Consider the following 20,121-nt stretch of genomic DNA (forward strand, 5'->3'; position numbering starts at 1 on the left):
GGCCTAGCGCAGCGCGAGGAAGTCCGGGCTTACCACGAAACGCACCGCATCCAGGCGCAGGCGCGCCTCGGGCAGGGCATCGAGCAGGGCGCTGCGTTCGGCCGCGACGGCCTGGATCTCCGCTTCGGTGATCGAAGGGTTCACGCTACGCAGGGCGAGGAGGCGGCTGAACTCGCCATCCAGCACGGCAGTGGCCATCTCGACCGCTTCAATCTTCAGCACTTCAGCACGGCCTTCCGCCAGGTCCTTCGCGTGCTCAAGCATCGGCGGAACCAGCTTCGACAGGAACTTGCGATAGCGGGCCACGTCGATATTGCGATCGGCCGCACGGCGCAACGCCACGTCACTGGGGCGGAAGTTCGGACGCTCGGTGAGCTTGGTGTCCACCGAAATCATCAGCGGGGTGGTCGGCAGGAAGCGGCCGGCATCGAGTTTGCGATCGGCAACCACTTCCAGGACGTAAACCGACTGCAGCAGCGCGGTGCGTACCGGCAGGTTGTCATCGACGAGGAACGCGGCATTGCCGGTTTCGCCGGAGACCAGCAGGTCGACCGCGGCCAGCACCATCGGGTGGTCCAGGCGCAGCAGCGGCAGGTCTTCGCGGGCCAGCGCGGTATCGCGCGAGAACGTCACCGAGAGCGGACCCTCGGCGAAGCCAGGCAAGCCATCGGTCGAGAGGTACTGCGGATCGAGCAGGGTGATGTCCTTCGCCAGCTCTTCGGCATGCACGCCGTACATTTCGAACAGGCGCTGGATGAAGGCATCGCGCGACGGATCGTTGTCGTCGCGGGCGAAGCTGCTGGCGAGTTCATCGGCGTGCGGATCGCGGCTGGCGGCCAGTTCCAGCAGATGGTCGCGACCGGCGTGGATCAGCGCGGAGAGTTCTTCGTGCGCGCCCCGCGTCTCGGCGATGAGGGCATCGAGCTCCTGGTCGCGGTTGTCGTCCTCGCGCGCGTGCTCATCCGCCAACGTGGCAAGCAGCGGGCCAAAACGACGGAGCAGTTCGCGGCCGTCCGCAGGGCTGGTGCGGAACGCATCCAGGCCTTCGTCGTACCAGCGGGCAAGGATGTGCTGCGCACTTTCCGACACCACGGGCACGTGGATCACGATGTCGTGTTTCTGCCCAATGCGATCGAGGCGGCCGATGCGCTGTTCGAGCAGATCCGGGTCGAGCGGCAGGTCCCACATGACCAGGCGGTGCGCGAACTGGAAATTGCGGCCTTCGGAGCCGATTTCCGAACAGATCAGCAGGCGAGCGCCATCGGGCTGGGCGAAGAACGCGGCATTGCGGTCGCGCTGCACGATGCCGAGGCCTTCATGGAAGCGGGCCACGCCGACGCCACTGCGCGTACGCAGGGCATCTTCGATCGCCATGACCTTGCCCTGGCTGCGGCAGAGCAGCAGGAACTTGTCGTCGGGGTGCGCGTCGAGCAGGCCGATCAGCTCCGTGATGCGCGGATCGTCGGCGTAATCGACCTCGAGCGGTGCGGGCGGCTGCTGGATATCCGAGCGGAATTCGGCCAGCAGGGCCTCGCGGCGGCCAGGCACCAGCGTGCCCGGGTCGATTTCGAGCAGTTCGGGCACTCGGCGCGGGAAGCCGCCGATGCCGGCGCGGCGGTTGCGGAACATGGCGCGGCCGGTGCCGTGGCGATCAATGAGCGCGGCAAGCAGCGCGGCGCTGCCATTCGGCCGATCGAGCAGGGCGGCCATTTCACGATCGCCCTTGAAGCGTTCGCTGATGAGGGTGCGCTGCGCCGGATCCAGCGGCCGCCCGTCCGCCAGCGTGGAAGCCAGTTCGGAGATGGGCGCGAAATCCGCGGATTCCGCGAGGTACGAATCGAGATCGCTGTAGCGCTGCGGATCGAGCAGGCGCAGGCGGGCGAAATGCCCCGAGCGGCCGAGCTGCTCCGGCGTGGCGGTGAGCAGGATGACACCCGGGGTGGCCACGGCCAGTTCTTCCACGAGCTGGTAGCGCGGGCTGGCGCCTTCCGGCGTCCACTCCAGGTGGTGCGCTTCATCCACCACCATCAGGTCCCAGCCGGCCTCGATCAGCTGGCGCGCACGCTTGGGGGCGCTTTCCAGGAAGGCGAAATCGGCGATGACGAGCTGTTCGTCTTCGAACGGATTACGGCCATCGTTGCCTTGCTCGATCGCTTCGCAGCGTTCTTCATCGAAGATGGAGAACGACAGGTTGAAGCGGCGCAGCAACTCCACGAACCACTGGTACACCAGGGTTTCCGGCAGCAGTACCAGCACGCGCTCGGCACGGCCGGCGGCAAGCTGGCGGGCCAGGATCATGCCCGCCTCGATGGTCTTGCCCAGGCCCACTTCATCCGCCAGCAGCACGCGGGGCGGCCGGCGTGCCGCCGCGATGCCGGCCACGCGCAGCTGGTGCGGCACCAGGCCAATGCGCGATGACTCCAGGCCCCACGAGGCGGCCTTGCGCGCCTCCGCACGGCGGCGAAGGCCTTCCGCGCGCAGATCGAACTTGTCGTTGGTATCGGTGCGGCCGCCGATCAGGCGGTCATCCGCCTGGGACATGGCCTGTTCGTCATCCAGCTGGCCTTCTTCCAGCTCACGGCCTTCGCCGCGGTAGACGAGCAGGCCTTCGCGGGTTTCCACGCGTTCCACCAGGAAAGCGATGCCCTTGCCGGATACGCGCTGACCGGCGCGGAATTCAGCGCGAACAAGCGGGGCGCTGTCGACGGCATAGGGGCGCAAAACGCCCGCTTTGGCGAACAGAACCTGCACGCCACGCCCTTCGACGCGGAGGATGGTGCCGAGACCGAGCTCGGGTTCGGCGGAGGAGATCCAGCGTTGACCGGGTTGGAACATGCTTGATTGGGGTACGGCTTGGGTGGGGCGGACGATTATCCCGCCCCGGGGGCCGCATGCCTACCTTTTCGTTAAGCCGGGACGAAAACGGCCCGTTGGCTCACGTTTCTGCCCAGCGACGCAGCAAATTGTGGTAAACGCCCGTCAATTGCAGGATCGATGCCTGGTCGGCGCCATCCGTGGAGAGCTTGCGAATGGCCGTATCCATCTCAAGCAGCAGGCGGCGTGCGCTGTCGTCACGCACCAGGCTCTGCACCCAGAAGAACGACGCAATGCGCGCGCCACGTGTTACCGGCGTGACGCGATGCAGGCTGGATGAGGGGTAGACCACCGCATCGCCTGCGGGCAGCTTTACCTCGTGCTCGCCGTACAGGTCGCTGATGATGAGTTCGCCGCCGTCGTATTCGTCGGGATCAGCGAGGAACACGGTGCAGGAGACATCGCTGCGCACATGGGCTTCCCCATCGACCGCCATCACCGCGCCATCGATGTGGAACCCGTATTCGCCGCCGCCTTCGTAGCGGTTGAAACGGGGCGAGAGCGTACGCAGCGGAAGCACCGCCGCGTGGTAGAGCGGGTGGCGGCCAAGTGCCGCCACCACCTGGTCACCGAGCGCCTTGCGCAACGGCGACGCTTGCGGAAGCTGCAGGTTCCGCTTAACCCTGGCGCCCTGCGGACCGACAGTTTCCCTGCCATCGGTCCACCCGGCACCGTCCATCTGCTTTCGCATCCCTGCGACCTCTTCTGAGGTGAGCACGTCGGGAATGTGCAGGAGCATGATGGATAACCCTCGGGGCGATCAGAACCGGAAGTTGGCGCTCAGCATGGCCGAACGCGGCGTACCCGGAGTGTAGCGATAACCGCTCTTGTTGATCGCCGCCACGTAGTTCTTGTCGAACAGGTTGTACACGTTGAGCTGCAGGTCGAAGTTGCGGTTGACCGGGTAGCTGGCCATCGCATCGAACACCCAGTAGCTCTCGGTATGGTCCGGCGTACCCACGGCACCGTCGGTGCCGCGCTTCATCTCGCCGTTGTAACGCGCACCACCGCCGACCGTCAGGTTGAATGGCAAGTGGTAGGTGCTCCACAGCGTGAACGCCTGCTTCGGCGTGTAAGCGAGGTCGGAGCTGCCGTCCTGCGAAACGTTGGTACCCGTCTCCACCTTCGCATTCATGGTGGTGAAGCCGGCGCTGATCGCCCAGTCGTCGGTGATCTTGCCCACGGCCGTGATTTCCACGCCGGTCACGCGCTTCTTTCCGATCTGGTAGTACAGCAGGTCGGTCGGATCCTGCACCAGGTCGTTGGTGACGGTGGTGCGGTACAGCGCGCCGGTCAGCAGCAGCTTGGAACCCAACAGGTCCCACTTCGTACCCACTTCGGCGGTCCGCGCCTTCTGCGGATCGAAGCTCGGGTTATCGGCGCTGTTGGTCGAGCTGGAGAGCGTGAGCGTATTGCCGCCCGGGGGCTGCTGCGACTGTGCGAAGTTCGCGTAGATGCTGCCGTTCGCCGCCGGCTTGTAGAGGATGCCGAGCTTGTAGTTCTTCAGGTTGTCGCTGGTCTTGGCATCCACGCCCGGCACGATGCTGCCCGTGGGCAGGCGACCGCAGGTCGGCCCGTTGCGCGCGCCGCAGACGACCAGGCTGTTGAAGTCGGTCTTGTAGTGATCCAGGCGAACACCCGCATTCACCTGCCACTGTTCGCCGAACTTGATCGTGTCGAAGAAGTACGCCGCAGCCGTGTTGGTCTTGCCGTAGCTGCTGGCGCCATTCTCGGCGTAGCGCAGGCCACGTACGTCGGAGTACGGCTTGTACAGGTTGGCGGCCGGCCAGGTGCTACCGGTGAGTGCGGCGATACCGACGGTCTTGGCCACTTCCTGGGTGAGCTCGATACCGGCGCTGATGTCATGCGTGACCGGGCCATCACCGATCGACGCCGTGACGTTGGTCTGGTTGGTGGCGATGCGGTTGGACTGGTGCTTGAAGGTCGGCGAGCTGCGCGCGATCGTCCAGGTGGAGGGATCGGTCGGGTTGGGCGTGAGCAGGTTGGCGGTGCTGCCCATGAACGAGGTCAGCAGGTAATCCTGCTGCGTACGGCCCCAGCGCGAGGTGTTGTGGATGGCGACCTTGTCGTTGAAATCGTGCTCGACGATGACGGTGAACAGGTCCTGGGTGTTGTTGTCGTGGTCCTGCGCTGTGCCGTAGAAGTTATCGGTATCGACCTTCGGGGCATCGTTGAGGAATGCGCGGGTGTCCGGGGAGGTGTAGCCCGGCAGGCCGATGGTGGGGATGCCGCCATCGGGTGTGTTGCGCTGCTTCACGTGCAGGTAATCGAGGTACACGCGGGTGGGCGTGCCCAGGCCGAACGCGAGCGAGGGTGCGATGCCCCAGCGGTTCTGCTCCACCTGGTCGCGGCCGGCGACGCCGCTGTTCTGCTTCAGCACGTTGAGGCGGAAGGCACCGGTATCGCCCATCTGGCGGTTGAGGTCGGCGGTGGCGCGCTCACGCGAACCGCTGCCGCCCTGCACGCTGCCGCTGATGCCGTTGCCGAGCACGGGCTGCTTAGTGACGAGGTTGATAGCGCCGGTGGGGGCCGTGCGGCCGTACTCGGTGCCGTCCGGACCCTTGGTGACTTCGACCTGTTCGATGTTGAACACATCGCGGGAGACGGTGCCCAGATCGCGCACGCCATCGACGAAGATGCTGCCGGAGGTGTCGAAGCCGCGCATGTAGATGGCATCACCGGTGTTGGTGGTGCCGTTCTCGCCGACGTAGAAGGTGCCAACGCCCGGGCTGTTGCGCAGGGCTTCGGTGAGGGTGGTGGCGCCTTGCTGCTGGATGAGTTCCTTGCCGATCACCTGGATGCTCTGGGTGGTATCGAGCAGGGACTGGGTGAACTTGGGCGAGGAGACTTTTTCGACGCGGTAGTCCGAGGAGCGGTCGGCTTCGACCTGCATGCCGGGGAGGGCCTGGGCGTCGTTCACCTTGGCTTGCTGGGGCGGCGCATCGGCGGCAGCAGCGGTGTGGGCGAGGGTGAGGAGGACGGCGGCACCGACGGTGCGCGCGGCGGGCACGGGGTGCTTGCGGCTCTTGATGTGGGCCATGGACGCTTTCCTTGGAGGGGCATTTGGAAAAGGTTTGGGCTGCCGCAGGCACGAGCGGACCCGCGCAGGCCGGTGGCCCGCGGTGGGAAGTGGCTCGGGTTGTCCCTAGTAAACGCAGGGTGCGACACCTACAGAACGCGTATCGTAAAGAGAATGAGAACGAGTTGCAATTACTTCGTGTATATCATCGATGGGATGTGCAGGAGCGCGCTTGCGCGCGATAAGCCGACGGAGCGGGGAAGCAGCTCGCCTTCGGCCTCGCGCCAGTGAAGCGGTTCATTCGCTTTCGCGAATGCATGTGACCAGCGGCTTGCGCCGCCTCGTGCTGGTGGGCGTGAGGCCGAGAGCCGTCGGTGCCCACCCTCGCTGCTCAGACAGGTCCTCCGCGTTCGTACCGGAGTGCGCCTGCGGCGCATATGTACTTAATTGGCCTACGGCCGCTCTCTTGTGCGGAACTCGCCTCGAGGGTGGGCACCGACGGCTCTTTTGACCCATGAGGTTGGGTGGTGGGAGAGCCGGTGCGTTGTCTGCGGGTTGATCGGTGCGGTCGGGCATGTGCGGGCGGACAGCGGCTTCGTCCGCTGACAGGGGCAGTCGTGTGGCGTGCATCGGCAAACGCGGTGTTGTGGCAGCGTTTGCCGATCGTCGCGCGGTGATGCGTTATGGCGTCACCGCTGCGTAGGTTGATCGCGTGCAAGCACGCTCCCACACGAGCCTGGTCCATCCATTCATACGATTGCGATACCGCCCGGTAGGAGCCCACCCTGTGGGCGACATCTTGTCGCCAGGCGCGCAGGCCCTGCGGCGGTGTCGCGAAAGCTGTCGGCCACAGGGTGGCCTCCTACAAGGGCATGGCCGCACAAAATGCGAGTTCGCCCGCACGCCATCTCATGGGTGAAGAGAGCCGTCGGTGCCCACCCTCGAGGCGAGTTCCGCACAAGAGAGCGGCCGTAGGCCAAATAGGTACATATGCGCCGGAGGCGCACTCCGGTACGAACGCGGAGGACCTGTCTGAGCAGCGAGGGTGGGCACCGACGGCTCTCGGCCTCACGCTCACACGGGTGAGGCGGCGTAAGCCGCTAGTTACATGCATTCGCGAAAGCGAATGAACCGATTCGCTAGCGCGAGGCCGAAGGCGAGCCCGCCTGAACGCAACAACGAAAAAGGCGCCGCATTCGCATGCGGCGCCTTGGTTTAACGCAGAGCTGGTTCGCTAACGCGAGTTACCAGATCTTCACCTGCTTGTCGCCCTCGCGGATCATCTTCGAACCAGGCTTGCACTGGAACGCCGTCGCGAACGACTCCATGTTCGACGGGGCGCCGATCGCGCGCAGCGATGCCGGTGCGTGCGGATCCACGTTCAGGTACAGCATCGCCTGCTTCTCGCGGACGCTGCCGCGCCACACGCGTGCCCAGTTCAGGAAGAAGCGCTGGTCCTGCGTATAGCCGTCGATCTTCTCGTTCGCTTCCTGCGGGTTCTTCTTCAGCGCCTCCTGCAGCGCGTCGTACGCCACGTTCAGGCCGCCCAGGTCAGCGATGTTCTCGCCCAGGGTCAGCTTGCCGTTCACGTGCAGGTCCGGCTTGTCCTTGATCGGCGCGTACTCGTTGAACTGGTTGACCAGCTTCGCGGTGCGCTCATCGAACTTGGTGCGGTCTTCCTTGCTCCACCAGTTCTTGTTGTTACCTTCGCCATCGAACTGGCTGCCCTCGTCATCGAAGCCATGGCTGGCTTCATGGCCGATCACCGCGCCGATACCGCCGTAGTTGATCGCGTCATCACCGTTGGCATCGAAGAACGGCGGCTGCAGGATCGCGGCAGGGAAGTTGATCGTGTTGTCGGTCGGGTTGTAGTACGCGTTCACCGTCTGCGGGGTCATGCCCCAATCCAGGCGGTCGGTCGGCTTGCCGATCTTCGCGATGTCGTAGTGGTAGTTGAACTTGCTGGCCGCTTCCACGTTACCGAAGTAATTGGTGCCCGACACTTCCAGGCCCGACCAGTCGCGCCACTTGTCCGGGTAGCCGATCTTCGGCAGGAAAGTGTTCCACTTGGCGATGGCCTTCTGCTTGGTCTCGTCGCTCATCCAGTCGAGCTTCTCGATGCGCGCCTTGAGGGCGTTGCGCACGTTGTCGACCAGCTCGTTCGCGCGCTGCTTCGCTTCCGGCTTGAACACCTTGGCCACGTACAGCTGGCCCAGGCCCTCACCCATCGACGAGTTCACGGTGCCCAGCACGCGCTTCCAGCGCGGCTTCTGCTGCGGCTGGCCGGCAAGGGTCTTGCCGTAGAAATCGAACTTGTTGTCCTGGAAGTTCTTCGACAGGTAGGGGGAGGCGCTGTCGATGGCGTGGAAGCGCAGGTACGCCTGCCACGTGCTGACCGGGGTGCTGGCCAGCATCTTGTCGAACTGGGCAAAGAACTTCGGCTGCGACAGCGAGAAGCCCTTGTCGATCGTCACGCCCTGGGCGGCGAAGAACTTCTCCCAGTTGAAGTGCGGGGTGATCTTGTCCGCGTCCTTCACGGAAACGAAGTGGTACTGGTTTTCCGGCGCACGCAGTTCCACCGGTGCCAGCGAGGCCGCGGCCAGCTGGGTTTCGAACTTCATGATGTCATCGGCCTGCTTCTTCGCATCGGCATCGGCGACGCCGGCGAGCGAGAGGGTCTTGGCGATGTAATCGACGTAAGCCTTGCGGTTATCCGCCTGCTTGGGGTCGGTGTAGTAATCCTTGGTCGGCAGGCCCAGGCCATCCTGCTGCGCGTAGCCGATCTGGACCTTGGCGTTCTGGAAATCCGCGCCCGAGCCAAAGCCGAACACGTAGCCATTGCCGTCGTTGAAGCTGGCATCCAGGAAATCGGCGATGTCCTGCGGGGTCTTCAGCGCATCGATCTTGGCCAGTTCCGGCTTGAGCGGATCGACGCCCGCCTTCTCGATGGCGGCCTCGTCCATGCCCGAGCGGTAGATCAGGCCGATTTTCTGCTCGATCGAGCCAGCCTTGGCGCTATCGGCGCCCTTGTCGGCGGCATCGACGATGTCGTGCTGGGTGTTGAGGCTGTTTTCAGCCAGCTGGTCGAACGCGCCCCAACGGGTGCGGTCTTCCGGGATCGGGTTGGCGGCAACCCACTTGCTGTTGACGAAGCCGTTGAAGTCGTCGCAGGCGTTGATGCCGGTATCCAGGTCGGCAATGTCGAAGCTGGGCTTGGCCGGCGCGGCGGCCGCGGCCGGGGCGGTGCTGGCGGCAGCGGGCGTGTTCGCAGCCGGTGCGGCGGTGTCGGCATCGTTTTGCTTGCTGCAGGCGGTGCCGGCGAGCGCGACGCTCAGCGCCAGCGCGAGCGGCTTCAGGTACTGCTTGGTCATGGATATCCCTCAGTGGATGGTCATCAAACGGCACTCCCCGGCGCCGCCCCCGCCCGAGGATAGTCCCTGCGCGGCCCGGAAGGGGCCGACCGTGACGAAAGTCATGGTTTGAGAAAAAACTCAGCAGAGGGGTCGTTTTGTCCTGCGCCTGTCATAACAGGTTCCTACGCTCCCCCTGACCGCATGACAGGGGATGCGGCCTCTAGCCAGTCGGCGTTACAACCACCGAGGAGCCACTGTCATGCGCAAGATCCTGGCCGCAGGCATCGCCTGCGTGCTGTCCCTATCGGCCGCCACGTTGGTGGTCGCCCAGCAAAATTCCCCGGCGGACGCCGCAAGCAGCGCGCTCGGGTTTGGCTGGGGCCACGGCGGGCACGGCAACGACCCGCGCACCGCCACGCCCATCAAGCACATCGTGGTGATCTTCCAGGAGAACGTCTCCTTCGATCACTACTTCGGAACGTATCCGTATGCCGCCAACGGGCGTGGCGAACCGACGTTCTATGCCCGCCCGTTCACTCCGGGTATCAACGGGCTGGACCGCAAGCTGCTGACCAATAACCCGAACGCGAAGAACAGCGCCAATGCCGATGCGGCCATCAACCCGTTCCGGCTGACCCGCGCGCAGGCGGCCACGGCCGACCAGGACCACGGCTACACCTCGGAGCAGCGCGCCTTCCACGGCGGCAAGATGGACCTGTTCCCGCTCTACACCGGCCACGGTGAAGCGCTGCCGGGCGGTGAGGCCTCGGAAGAGGGCAAGGGCCAGGTCATGGGCTACTACGACGGCAACACCGTCACCGCCTTCTGGAACTATGCCCAGCATTTCGCCATGAGCGATAACAGCTACGGCACGGTATTCGGCCCGTCCTCGCCAGGTGCGATCAACCTGGTTTCCGGCCAGACCGCCGGCGTGATCGATACGCTCAACGGCACCGGCGCAGAAACCGATGATGGCCACGGTGGCCTGACGATGATCGGCGATCCGGACCCGATCGGTGACGTGTGCTCGTCGCCGACATCGAACCAGGCGACCATGGGCGGCCGCAACATTGGCGACCTTTTGAACGATCGCAACATCACCTGGGGCTGGTTTCAGGGTGGCTTTGACCTCACCCGCACCAATGCCGATGGCAGCACGGGTTGTGCGCGTCGCACGCTCTCGGCGGTGACCAACACCAATTCGAACGACTACAGCCCGCACCACCAGCCGTTCCAGTACTACCCGTCGACGGCCAACCCGACCCATGCCCGCCCGACCTCGGTGGCGACGATCGGCAAGACCGATGCCGCGAACCACCAGTATGACATCGAGGATTTCTACGATGCGCTGGATGCGGGCAACCTGCCGGCGGTGAGCTTCCTGAAGGCCTCTGCGTATCAGGACGGCCACGCGGGTTACTCCGATCCGCTGGATGAACAGGCTTTCGTAGTAAAGGTGATCAACGCCCTGCAGCAGAGCGGCGAGTGGAAGGACACCGCCGTGGTCATCGCGTATGACGACTCCGATGGCTGGTACGACCACCAGGATCCGCCGCACGTGCACGGCTCGACGGGTACCACGGATGCGCTCGACGGCGATGGCGTCTGCAAGGGCCGCACCGTACTGCCGGGCATCGATGGCAAGACGCCGGCGATGGGCCGCTGCGGCTTTGGTCCGCGCCTGCCGTTGCTGGTGGTCTCGCCGTGGGCCCGCGACAACTTCGTGGACCACAGCGTGACGGACCAGAGTTCGATCACCCGCTTCATCGAGGACAACTGGCTCGAAGGCAAGCGCCTGGGTGGCGGTTCCAGCGATGCCACGGCAGGCCGTATCGACTCGATGTTCGATTTCTTCCTGCCGCGCCTGTTCGAGCGCAAGCTGATCCTGGACGAGAAGACCGGCCAGCCTGCCGGGTGGCCGTACGGAAACAAGCATGGCTGATCGCCGTCGTTTCCTGAAGACGGTGGGTTGCGCGGCTGCGGCGGGATGGATCCCGTCGCGGCTTTTTGCACACGACATGAAGCATATGCAGGCCGCTCCGGCGGGAAAGGTTGGTAACGACCTGTGCATGCATGCCATGGGCGATAGCACGCACATGCCGGGCCTGGTCGATCCGGCGAAGCTGGCGGCCTTTGTCGATCCACTGCCCATCCCGCCGGTGTTGCGCCCCGAGCCGGGCAAGCTGCTCACCGTGCGCATGGCTGCGAGCAGCCAGAAGCTGCATCGCGACCTGCCGCCCACCGAACTGTGGACGTACAACGGCAGCTACCCGGGCCCGACGATCGAGGCGCGCAGTGGCCAGGCCTTCGATGTGGCATGGGACAACGCACTGCCCACGAAACACTTCCTGCCGGTGGATCACAACATCTGCGGCGCGGAAGCCGACAAGCCCCTCGTCCGTGCGATCACCCACCTGCATGGCGCGAAGGTGCCGCGCAAGGATGATGGCTACCCGGAGGATTGGTACGTGCCGGGGAAATCCCGTCGCCACCATTACCCGAATGCGCAGGAGGCAGCTACGCTTTGGTATCACGACCATGCGATGGGCATTAACCGGCTGAACATGTACGCCGGCCTCATGGGCCTGTACCTGCTGCGCGATGAGCACGAACGCTCGCTCGGCCTGCCTTCGGGCGAGTTCGAATTACCCCTGGTGATCGCCGACCGCTGGCTGCGTGAGGATGGCCGGCTGTATTACCCCGATTCCGGCGACGCCAGCGCACCGTGGGTGCCGGAAGTGTTCGGCAACCTGACCCTGGTCAACGGTGCGATCCTCCCGCGTGCCGATGTGCAGCCGCGCCGCTACCGCCTGCGCGTCGTCAACGCGGCGAACGGGCGCTTCTACCATCTGCGTTTCAAGGATGGCCGGCCATTCCAGGTGATTGGCTCCGACCAGGGCCTGCTCGCTGCGCCGGCCACGCTGCGCGCCATCTTCCTTGCCCCGGGCGAACGCGCCGATATCGTGGTCGATTTCGCCACGACGCGTGGCGGCACGGTGGAGCTGATGAACGATGCGCTGCCGCTGATGCGCTTCGCAGTGGGGCAGGGCCAGGTGAAGGACGATAGCCGCGTGCCGGATGCGCTGCGCGACGTCACGCGCTTCACTGAGGCGAGTGCGGCGAAGACGCGCGAGATGACGCTGGACGAGTACAGCGATTGCGTCGCTACACCCATGCTGATGCTGCTCAACGGCAAGCGCTGGCAGGATCCGGTGACCGAGACGGTGAAGCTGGGCGCCACCGAGATGTGGAACCTGGTGAACCTGACCGAGGATACCCACCCGGTGCACCTGCACCTGGTGCGCTTCCAGATCCTCGACCGGCGCCCTTACGACGTCGACGAGTACATGGAAAAGAAAACCATTCGTTATGTCGGGCCCGCGCAGCCCCCGCCGCCGCACGAGCAGGGCTGGAAGGATGTGGTGCAGGCCTACCCCGGCATGGTGACGCGCATCGTGGCGACGTTCGATGGCTACGCGGGGCGCTACGCGTGGCACTGCCACCTGGCCGAGCACGAGGCCAACGAGATGATGCGGCCGTTCGAGGTGGTTGCCTGACGAGGACCGTAACCGTAGGAGCCCACCCTGTGGGCGACAGCTTTCGCGAAAAGGCATCAGGCCCTGCTGCCGCAATGCGAAAGCTGTCGCCCACAGGGTGGGCTCCTACACGGGCTATTTGATCTGCTGTAGCGCGGCGTTGTCGAGGCGCAGTATGGGGTAGGCGCCTACCTTCTGCGCGGTGTACCACGGGCTGCGTTCGAAGAAGAACGACAGGCGTGCACGCGGGCTTTTGGCAAAGGCAGGGTCGGCCGCTACCTTTGCATCGAACTCGGTCTTCAGGGCCGGGTCCTGCGCGATCATCTTGCGCGCGAGGGCTTCCATCACCCGCGGCTCGCCGTATTCCTTCGGTTCGAAGATCGCATCGAGGTATCCCCAGCGCAACATCGAATCGGGCGCCCGCGCATCCAGCAGGTTCGCGGCCAGCACGGCGTCCGCATTATCGGCGCGCACGATGACGGTGCCCGCGGGCAGGGTCATCGCCGTGGTCGCGGGCGTGATGGTGACATCGCGCAACATGTGGCGGCCTTCGAACGGCTTTTCCGCCCACGTAGGGTTGGTAAGCGTGTCCTGCGTGGCGGCTACCTTCACGGCGGCATGCGTCGTCGTGTACGGGATATGGTGAGCATCGAGCCGGGCAATGACCTCGGTCCACTGCGCCGGGATGGCCCACGCCGCAGGGAGTGGTGCGGCCACATCGGGCTGCAGGTCCAGCCAGCTCTGGATCGCGTAGGTCTTTTTCTCTGTCGGGTCGTACTGGATCCATGTATCGCCGGAGATATCGCTCTTCGTCTGGGTGAAGGCAAAGCCCTTCAGCGTGAACGGCTTGGGCGTCGGATCGGCCTTGAACGTGACCGGTACAGAGGCATCGGCATGGGCGGCGAGTGACGACGCCCAAGTGTCGGCGTCCTTCGACGCCTTCAGCAGCGCGGCGGGGTCCTTGTTGATGTTGCCGAGTACCGCGCGCACCACATCGTACGTACCCTGCACGCGAACCTGGTACGGCTTAAGCATGTGCGTCTCGATCAACAGGCCCGCGCGATTGCGGATCGCCGCGTAGCCGGTGGAGAAGCGCGGGCCGGAGCCGAAGTTCTCGATGCCCTGGGTCGGATCCCGGCCGTCCTTGAATTCCAGGTAGGGCGACGCGAGGTGGCCCATCTTCTCGTAGGCCGGGATTGCTTCGCCTTCGATCACGGCCTTCTGCCACGCCGTGACGGAGGGCGGCAGCTTGTGCGCGTCCTCGGTGTAGTAGGTCAAGTCGTACTGGTAGTCGGCACCATCGGTGGTGTGGATATCGATGAGCAGGTCGGGCTGCCAGGTATTCCACAGTTGCAGCCAGGCGCGCGTCTCCGGCGCATCGGCTTTCACGTAATCGCGGTTGAGGTTGAGGTACTGCGACTGCCCGCGGAACCCCATCTCATCCGGGCCGTTCTGGTTGATGCGGAAGTAAGGGCCGGAGTTCTCGTGGCCATCCACGCTGTACACCGGGATGAACACGAGCACGGCGTGGTCGAGCAGGTGGGCCAGCTTGCCGGTCACGGCAAAGTCACGCAGCAGCATCAGCCCCGCATCCTTGCCCTCGATCTCACCCGGGTGGATGCCCGCCTGCAGCAGCACGATGGGCTTGCCGGCGGCGTGTGCCTTCTCCGGCGTCAGGTCGCCATCCTTTGCCGCGACCACGACGGTCATGGGCCGGCCTTCCGGCGTGGTGCCGAAGGTCTGCATGGTGACGGTGCCGTGCGAAGCATCGACTACCCGGTGCAGGTAGGCCAGGGTATCGGCGTAGGAGGGCGTGGTGTGGAAGCCCGAAGCCTCGGCCGGGGTGATCCAGGCATCCTTCGCGTGGAGCGTGAAAGGGGCGGCGGCGAGCAGGGCAAGGAAAAGGCGTGTGGCGCGCATGGAACCTTCCGGGACGGGGAATCCGGCCATTGTGTGATTTTTTTCCGCGCCGGGCGAATCATGGGGGAAAGAGGAGGGGCCATGAGCGACGAAGGACGCCGACGACAATGTGAGGCCTTGCTGCACGAGCACCGGCGGATCGTGTTCAAGGTGGCGGCCGTCTACGCGCGTGACGCCGATGACCGGCAGGACCTTGCGCAGGACATCGCATTGCAGGTGTGGCGCTCGTTCGGCAGCTATGACCCGGCGCGCCCGTTCGCGACGTGGATGTACCGGGTGGCGTTGAACGTTGGCCTGTCGCACGCGCGGCGCGAACGGGAGAAGCCGGCCATGCTGGGCGCCGACGCACTCGATGCCCTGGAAGGCGGCATGCCCATCACCGAGCCGGACGAGCGCCTGGCGCAACTGGCCCGGGCGATCGAGGCACTGGAGCCGTTGGAACGCGCACTGGCCCTGTTGTACCTGGAGGAGCTGCCTTACGCCGAGATCGCTGCCGTGCTGGGCCTTAGCGAAACCAACGTGGGTACGCGTATCGCGCGCCTGAAGCAGCGCCTGTGCCGGCAGCTTGCCGGCCCGGCGCCGGTTGAAAAGGGAGTGCCGCATGGAACTTGATGAACTGAAAGAGGGTTGGGCGATCCTGGATCGGCGCCTGTCGGCGCTGGAGGTCTCGCTGGTTGCCGGGCGGGCCGTCTCCGGCGTGCGTTCGGAGCTGCGTCCGCTGCGCTGGGGCCAGGCCATGCAGGCCGTACTGGGAGCCGGCTTGGCCCTGGCAGCCGGATCGTTCTGGGTCGATAACCGCGATGCCACAGGGCCGCTGGTGGCCGGGCTGCTTTTGCATGCCTATGGCATCGCCATGATCGTGGCGGCAGCGCGCAACCTGGTGCTTGCCGCCCGCGCCACCGAGACCGCACCGGTGCTCACGCTGCAGAAGCGGGTGGCCGAACTGCGGGCCTGGCGGATTCGCGAGGGCTATTGGTTTGGCGTCGTGGGGTGTTTCATGTGGGTGCCGATGCTGGTCTGGGGGTTTGCATGGCTGGGCGTGGATATCGTGGCTGCGCGCCCTGTCTTCATGGCGTTCAATGTGTTGGCGGGGTTCCTTTGCCTTGGCGGCTTCCTCTTCCTTTCCCGGTATATCAAGGCGCCCGAAGGCGGTTCGGTGCGGCGGGCCGGTGAGCGGCTCGAGGAGCTTGCCCGTTTCACGGACGGTGGCCCCGTGTAAGGAGGCGCTAAGCTGGCCCTATCGATAATCTGCAGCGTCCCTCATTCCAAGGCCATGCCCGCGTGCACATCCTCCTCGTCGAAGACGATGCCCAGCTGGGTGATGCCATCCGCCGTGCGCTGGAGCGGCTGGCACACACCATTACCTGGCTGCGCGATGGCGAGGAAGCGCTGGTGGCGCTGCGTGAGCAGGAGGCCGACCTCGTACTGCTGGACCTGGGCCTCCCCGGCCGCGACGGGCTGGATGTGCTGACCGAGGCACGCCGCCTGCGCGTGACCACGCCGGTGATCGTGATGTCCGCGCGCGACCAGCTCGATGCGCGCATCCAGGTGCTGGATGCGGGCGCGGACGATTACCTGGTCAAGCCGTTCCACCTGGATGAACTGGCGGCACGCATCCGCTCGCTGTCCCGCCGCGCGCGCGGCGAGGCGGTGAACCGGCTTGAGGCGGGCGCGCTCAGCCTCGACCTCGGCACGTTCGACGTAACCTGGCGTGGTGGCAAGGTCGACCTGACGCGGCGCGAGTTCGCCTTGCTGCAGGCCCTGATGGAACGGGCAGGGCGGATCGTTCGCCGCGAAGCCTTGGAAACCACGCTCTATGGCCCCGATAACGCGGTGAGCACCAGTGCCCTCGAGGTGCTGGTCCACGCGTTGCGCCGCAAGCTGAGCCCTGAAGCAATCCAGACTGTGCGTGGCTTCGGCTACATGGTGCCGCGGGAACCGACGTGAGGTCACTGAGCCTCCGTTCGCGTTTGCTGCTGCTCATCATCGGCGTGCTCGCCGCGGTGTTACTGCCGCTCGGCATCCTGAGCGCACAACGCACGCTCGAAGAGGTGGATGAACTATCGGACGGCCGCCTCGCCCAGGCGGCGCGGACGCTCGAGGTGCTGGTCAACCGCATTGGCGTGGAGCAGTTGCGTGAGCAACGCACGGCGCGCCTGCTGGTCCCCAGTGTCTCCAACCATCCGCCCGAACTGATGGTGCAGGGGCGCACCTATGAATCCGAAGTCGGGTTCCAGGTGTTCGACCGCGATGGCACCTTGCTCATGGCGACGGAGAACCTTTCGGGCGTGCCGCGCACCCACGTGCCCGATGGCCAGTTTGAAGACATTAACCATGGCCGCTACACCTGGCGGGTCTTCACGCTGATCATGGAAGAGCAGGGCATCACGATACGCGCGGGCGAACGTTACGATAGCCGCCACGAGATCACCCACGCCTTGTGGCTGGAGCATGGCCTGCCCACGCTGCTGGGCCTGCCCCTGCTTGCCCTGTTGGTGGGGTGGGCCATCCGCCGCGGCCTCGGCCCGCTGGAGGACCTGGCCCGCGCGCTCGCCGAGCGCGAACCGGGGAGCCGGGAGCCCATCCACCTCGCCGATGCGCCGGAAGAACTGAAGCCGGTGATGGCGGCGTTGAACGACCAGATCTTCCGGCTGGAGAGCGCGCTGGAACGTGAGCGGCGGTTCAGCGCGGATGTCGCGCACGAACTGCGGACGCCGCTGGCGTCGACGATGATCAACCTCGAGAACGCGCTTGCTTCCGCGCGCCCCGACGAGGCCCAGGCGGCGCTCGAGGCTGCGCGTGAGTGCCTGGTGTCGCTCGCGCGCCGTACGGAGCAGTTGCTGGCGCTTGCGCGCCTGGAAGCGGGCGCGGCATCGGGCCCGAGGGCCCGCGTGGAACTGGCCGCGCTGGCTCTCGACGTAGTCGAGGAACTCTCCCCGATCATCGCGCGCGGGAATGTCGAGCTTTCGATCGAGCGGCTGGACGATGGCCTGGTGGTCGAGGGTTACCCGGTGGCGCTGGGTGCCTTGCTGCGCAACCTGCTCGACAATGCGTTCCGCCATGTCCCGGCAGGGGGCCAGGTCGCGCTAAGCATCGAGCGCCGCGATGGCCACGCGGTGGTGGAGGTGGTGGACGATGGCCCGGGCATTCCCGCGGAGCGCCGCGCCGGCATGTTCGGTCGTTTTCAGCGGGGCGCGGATACGCACGGCACGGGCTACGGCCTTGGCCTGTCCATCGTGCAGCGCGCAGCGGAATTGCATGGCGCCTCGGTCGAGCTGCTCGATCGCGACGCGGGGCGTGGCCTGCGGGTGGTCGTGACGCTCCCCGTGCAGGGCTGAAGCCGGTAGGAGCCCACCCTGTGGGCGACATCTTTCGCGACAAGGCTGCAGGCCATGATGCGGAGAGGCGAAAGATGTCGCCCACAGGGTGGGCTCCTACATGTCTTTTATTTCCTGGGCGTGGCGATGGCGCCGATCAGATCCTTGCCTTCGCCGCGCACGAGGTGGGGATACTTCAGGCCGCCGTGGTAATCCACCTTCACGGTCTGGTAGTCATCCACGTTCTTCACCAGGAACTCGATCGGCGTGGTCGTGTTCTTCGCATCGGCCACGGCATCCTTCAGCACCTGGCCCGAGAAGTCCTTGCCGTTCACGGCGACGATGGTGACACCCGGGACGAGGCCTGCCTTCGCGGCGACGCCTTCCCACTGCGCATCGCGCACTTCACCCTTGTCCGATACGGTAATGCCGAGCGAGTAGGCAAGGTTGATCGCCTTGCGCAGGGATTCCTGGGTCTTCGCGAACTCGCTCGGCTTGTCATCGAACGCCAGCTTCCACCCGCCGCCTTCGATACCCTTCTCCGGCATGGTATCGCCCGTGTAATCCAGGCGTTCACGCAGGAACTTCGCCCAGTCGTACGGCTGCACGTCGTTGAGCGTCTTCACCACGTCGTCGAAGGTGTAGGTCTTGGGTACATAGCTGCCGCTATCCATGCCGAAGAAGGCCTTGGCGAACTCATCCAGCGTGTGCTTGCCGCCGGAAAGGTCGCGGATCTTCGTATCCACGTCCAGCCACAGCATCTGGCCTTCCGGGTAGTAATCCGAACTACGGCGGAAGTTGACCCAACCGGACGAGCCACGCGACGAGAGCGGGATGCCATCGGCCGTATCCTGCAGCGAACGCCACTGGCGGCCGGTGCGTGCGCCCATGTCCGCCGCGATCGATGCGAGCGAATCACGCCACTGGTCGGTGGTCCAGATGCCCGAGCGCGCGGTGAGCACGCCCGCCCAGTAATCCGTCATGCCTTCGTACACCCACAGCAGGTCGTCCTGCATCGGCTCGGTGAACGTCGGGGTCCACAGATCGGCAGGTCGGCGGAACTTGCCGTTCCACGAATGGATGTATTCGTGGGGCAGCAGCGTGCCCGCGGCAGCGTGCACCTTCGGGTCGGTCAGGAAGTTCGCGAACAGGCGATCGTCGCTGGACTGGTGGTGCTCAAGGCCGAAGTGGCCCGTGTGGTCCGACACGACCAGCAGGAAATCATAGTGGCCATAGTGGTGCGCACCGAACAGCTTGTTCGCCTGCACTACCAGGTTACGCTGCGGCGCGATCTGCTTGTCAGTGATCTTCACGCTTTCCGCGGTCTCGCCGACGATATCCAGGTGCACCGGTACGGACTGGCCGGGCGCAAGGTCTACCCGGTTGAAGTACTGGCCGGCGATCAGCGGCGAATCCACGAAGTTCTCGTAGCTCACCGGCTTGAACTTAACCGTGTCGCCATCCTGCGATGCGGTCTCCAGCGCAGTGGCGAACTTCCAGCCGGCAGGCAGCTTCACCGTCGGCTCGATCATGATCTGGCTGGTGTAGTAGCCGGCGGGGTAGAACGAGACCTCGTTGAACTCCAGCGGGATGTAATGCGGCGTGGCCGAGTCCAGGTAATCGAAGCTCAGGTCGAGCTTGTCCACGCCCTCGGGCACGTCGACGTGGAACGCGAACATCTCTTTCAGGTCGCGGCGCCACAGGATCTTCTTGCCATTCGCGGTGATCTGCAGGCCGGCCACATTGGCCAACGGGCCGCTGGGGCCGTGCTCGCCCGGGATCCATTTCGGGTAATACAGGATGGCATGGCCCGCGGAAACCGGGATGCTCTCCTTCACATGCAGCAGGTGCCGGGCCTGGTCGGTCAGGTCCACGGTGACGGACAGGTTGCCCTTGTAGGGCTGGTTCACCGGGGCGGGAAGATCCTGCGCGAACGCGGAAGGGGCGGCGATAGCGAGCGCAAGGGCGGAGGCGAGCGAGGCACGGCGAAGGGCAAGACGCATGGGGCGGATCCCGGCGGCGGATGAAGCCCCGATGGTGGAACGGCTGGCACCGGCGACGTATATGCCAGAGGTCACGGG

The 20,121-nt window shown here is 65.3% G+C and carries 12 protein-coding genes; 6 read left to right on the forward strand and 6 right to left on the reverse strand.

The window, feature by feature from the left end; all coding sequences use genetic code 11:
- Nucleotides 1–3: 3 nt before the first annotated feature.
- The 4 genes from rapA to L2Y97_RS05540 form a co-directional block, all read right to left on the reverse strand.
- Nucleotides 4–2,835 carry an RNA polymerase-associated protein RapA gene (rapA, locus tag L2Y97_RS05525; RefSeq protein ID WP_247434024.1) on the reverse strand — a complete coding sequence of 944 codons (2,832 nt, stop codon included), beginning with the start codon at nucleotides 2,833–2,835 and terminating at the stop codon, nucleotides 4–6.
- Between the two features lie 100 nt (nucleotides 2,836–2,935).
- Nucleotides 2,936–3,613 (reverse strand): Fe2+-dependent dioxygenase, encoded by a 678-nt coding sequence (locus L2Y97_RS05530; protein WP_247434026.1) that lies wholly within the window; start codon nucleotides 3,611–3,613, stop codon nucleotides 2,936–2,938.
- A 21-nt stretch (nucleotides 3,614–3,634) separates the two neighbouring features.
- Nucleotides 3,635–5,935 (reverse strand): catecholate siderophore receptor Fiu, encoded by a 2,301-nt coding sequence (locus L2Y97_RS05535; protein ID WP_247434030.1) that lies wholly within the window; start codon nucleotides 5,933–5,935, stop codon nucleotides 3,635–3,637.
- Between the two features lie 1,223 nt (nucleotides 5,936–7,158).
- Complete coding sequence (locus tag L2Y97_RS05540; protein WP_247434033.1) at nucleotides 7,159–9,285, reverse strand: M13 family metallopeptidase; 2,127 nt, start codon at nucleotides 9,283–9,285, stop codon at nucleotides 7,159–7,161.
- 241 nt (nucleotides 9,286–9,526) lie between these two features.
- Here L2Y97_RS05540 and L2Y97_RS05545 point away from each other — a divergent pair, with 241 nt between their 5' ends.
- Together L2Y97_RS05545 and L2Y97_RS05550 are read left to right on the forward strand one after the other, a co-directional pair.
- On the forward strand, nucleotides 9,527–11,209 hold the full coding sequence (locus tag L2Y97_RS05545) for a phospholipase C (protein WP_247434036.1): 1,683 nt from the start codon (nucleotides 9,527–9,529) through the stop codon (nucleotides 11,207–11,209).
- Nucleotides 11,202–12,824, forward strand: a complete 1,623-nt coding sequence (locus L2Y97_RS05550) for a multicopper oxidase family protein (RefSeq protein WP_247434038.1) — start codon at nucleotides 11,202–11,204, stop codon at nucleotides 12,822–12,824. The genes L2Y97_RS05545 and L2Y97_RS05550 overlap by 8 nt, the downstream gene beginning before the upstream one ends.
- Nucleotides 12,825–12,938: 114 nt before the next feature.
- Here the strand turns inward: L2Y97_RS05550 and L2Y97_RS05555 are convergent, their stop codons facing one another.
- The gene (locus L2Y97_RS05555; protein ID WP_247434040.1) at nucleotides 12,939–14,723 is read right to left on the reverse strand and encodes a M14 family metallopeptidase; all 1,785 of its coding nucleotides are present in this window, start codon (nucleotides 14,721–14,723) and stop codon (nucleotides 12,939–12,941) included.
- A gap of 81 nt (nucleotides 14,724–14,804) precedes the next feature.
- Between L2Y97_RS05555 and L2Y97_RS05560 the strand changes: the two genes are divergently transcribed.
- From L2Y97_RS05560 to L2Y97_RS05575, 4 genes are all read left to right on the forward strand, one after another.
- On the forward strand, nucleotides 14,805–15,335 hold the full coding sequence (locus tag L2Y97_RS05560) for an RNA polymerase sigma factor (RefSeq protein WP_247434042.1): 531 nt from the start codon (nucleotides 14,805–14,807) through the stop codon (nucleotides 15,333–15,335).
- Nucleotides 15,325–15,942 carry a hypothetical protein gene (locus L2Y97_RS05565; protein ID WP_247434044.1) on the forward strand — a complete coding sequence of 206 codons (618 nt, stop codon included), beginning with the start codon at nucleotides 15,325–15,327 and terminating at the stop codon, nucleotides 15,940–15,942. Before L2Y97_RS05560 ends, L2Y97_RS05565 begins: the two co-directional genes overlap by 11 nt.
- A 62-nt stretch (nucleotides 15,943–16,004) precedes the next feature.
- On the forward strand, nucleotides 16,005–16,670 hold the full coding sequence (locus L2Y97_RS05570; protein WP_247434047.1) for a response regulator: 666 nt from the start codon (nucleotides 16,005–16,007) through the stop codon (nucleotides 16,668–16,670).
- The gene (locus L2Y97_RS05575; RefSeq protein ID WP_247434050.1) at nucleotides 16,667–18,061 is read left to right on the forward strand and encodes a sensor histidine kinase; all 1,395 of its coding nucleotides are present in this window, start codon (nucleotides 16,667–16,669) and stop codon (nucleotides 18,059–18,061) included. The genes L2Y97_RS05570 and L2Y97_RS05575 overlap by 4 nt, the downstream gene beginning before the upstream one ends.
- A 107-nt stretch (nucleotides 18,062–18,168) precedes the next feature.
- Here L2Y97_RS05575 and L2Y97_RS05580 read toward each other — a convergent pair whose 3' ends face one another.
- Nucleotides 18,169–20,043: a M61 family metallopeptidase gene (locus tag L2Y97_RS05580; protein ID WP_247434051.1), complete on the reverse strand. Its 1,875-nt coding sequence runs from the start codon at nucleotides 20,041–20,043 to the stop codon at nucleotides 18,169–18,171.
- Nucleotides 20,044–20,121 lie beyond the last annotated feature (78 nt).

It is taken from the genome of Luteibacter aegosomatissinici, from assembly GCF_023078495.1.
Lineage (GTDB): Bacteria > Pseudomonadota > Gammaproteobacteria > Xanthomonadales > Rhodanobacteraceae > Luteibacter > Luteibacter aegosomatissinici.

Bases quoted from the DNA above. Each gene is read 5' to 3' on its own strand.
- L2Y97_RS05560 (WP_247434042.1), top strand. From the start codon at position 14,805: ATGAGCGACGAAGGACGCCGACGACAATGTGAGGCCTTGCTGCACGAG.
- L2Y97_RS05550 (WP_247434038.1), top strand. From the start codon at position 11,202: ATGGCTGATCGCCGTCGTTTCCTGAAGACGGTGGGTTGCGCGGCTGCG.
- L2Y97_RS05555 (WP_247434040.1), bottom strand. From the start codon at position 14,723: ATGCGCGCCACACGCCTTTTCCTTGCCCTGCTCGCCGCCGCCCCTTTC.
- L2Y97_RS05530 (WP_247434026.1), bottom strand. From the start codon at position 3,613: ATGCTCCTGCACATTCCCGACGTGCTCACCTCAGAAGAGGTCGCAGGG.
- L2Y97_RS05540 (WP_247434033.1), bottom strand. From the start codon at position 9,285: ATGACCAAGCAGTACCTGAAGCCGCTCGCGCTGGCGCTGAGCGTCGCG.
- L2Y97_RS05535 (WP_247434030.1), bottom strand. From the start codon at position 5,935: ATGGCCCACATCAAGAGCCGCAAGCACCCCGTGCCCGCCGCGCGCACC.
- L2Y97_RS05565 (WP_247434044.1), top strand. From the start codon at position 15,325: ATGGAACTTGATGAACTGAAAGAGGGTTGGGCGATCCTGGATCGGCGC.
- rapA (WP_247434024.1), bottom strand. From the start codon at position 2,835: ATGTTCCAACCCGGTCAACGCTGGATCTCCTCCGCCGAACCCGAGCTC.
- L2Y97_RS05580 (WP_247434051.1), bottom strand. From the start codon at position 20,043: ATGCGTCTTGCCCTTCGCCGTGCCTCGCTCGCCTCCGCCCTTGCGCTC.
- L2Y97_RS05545 (WP_247434036.1), top strand. From the start codon at position 9,527: ATGCGCAAGATCCTGGCCGCAGGCATCGCCTGCGTGCTGTCCCTATCG.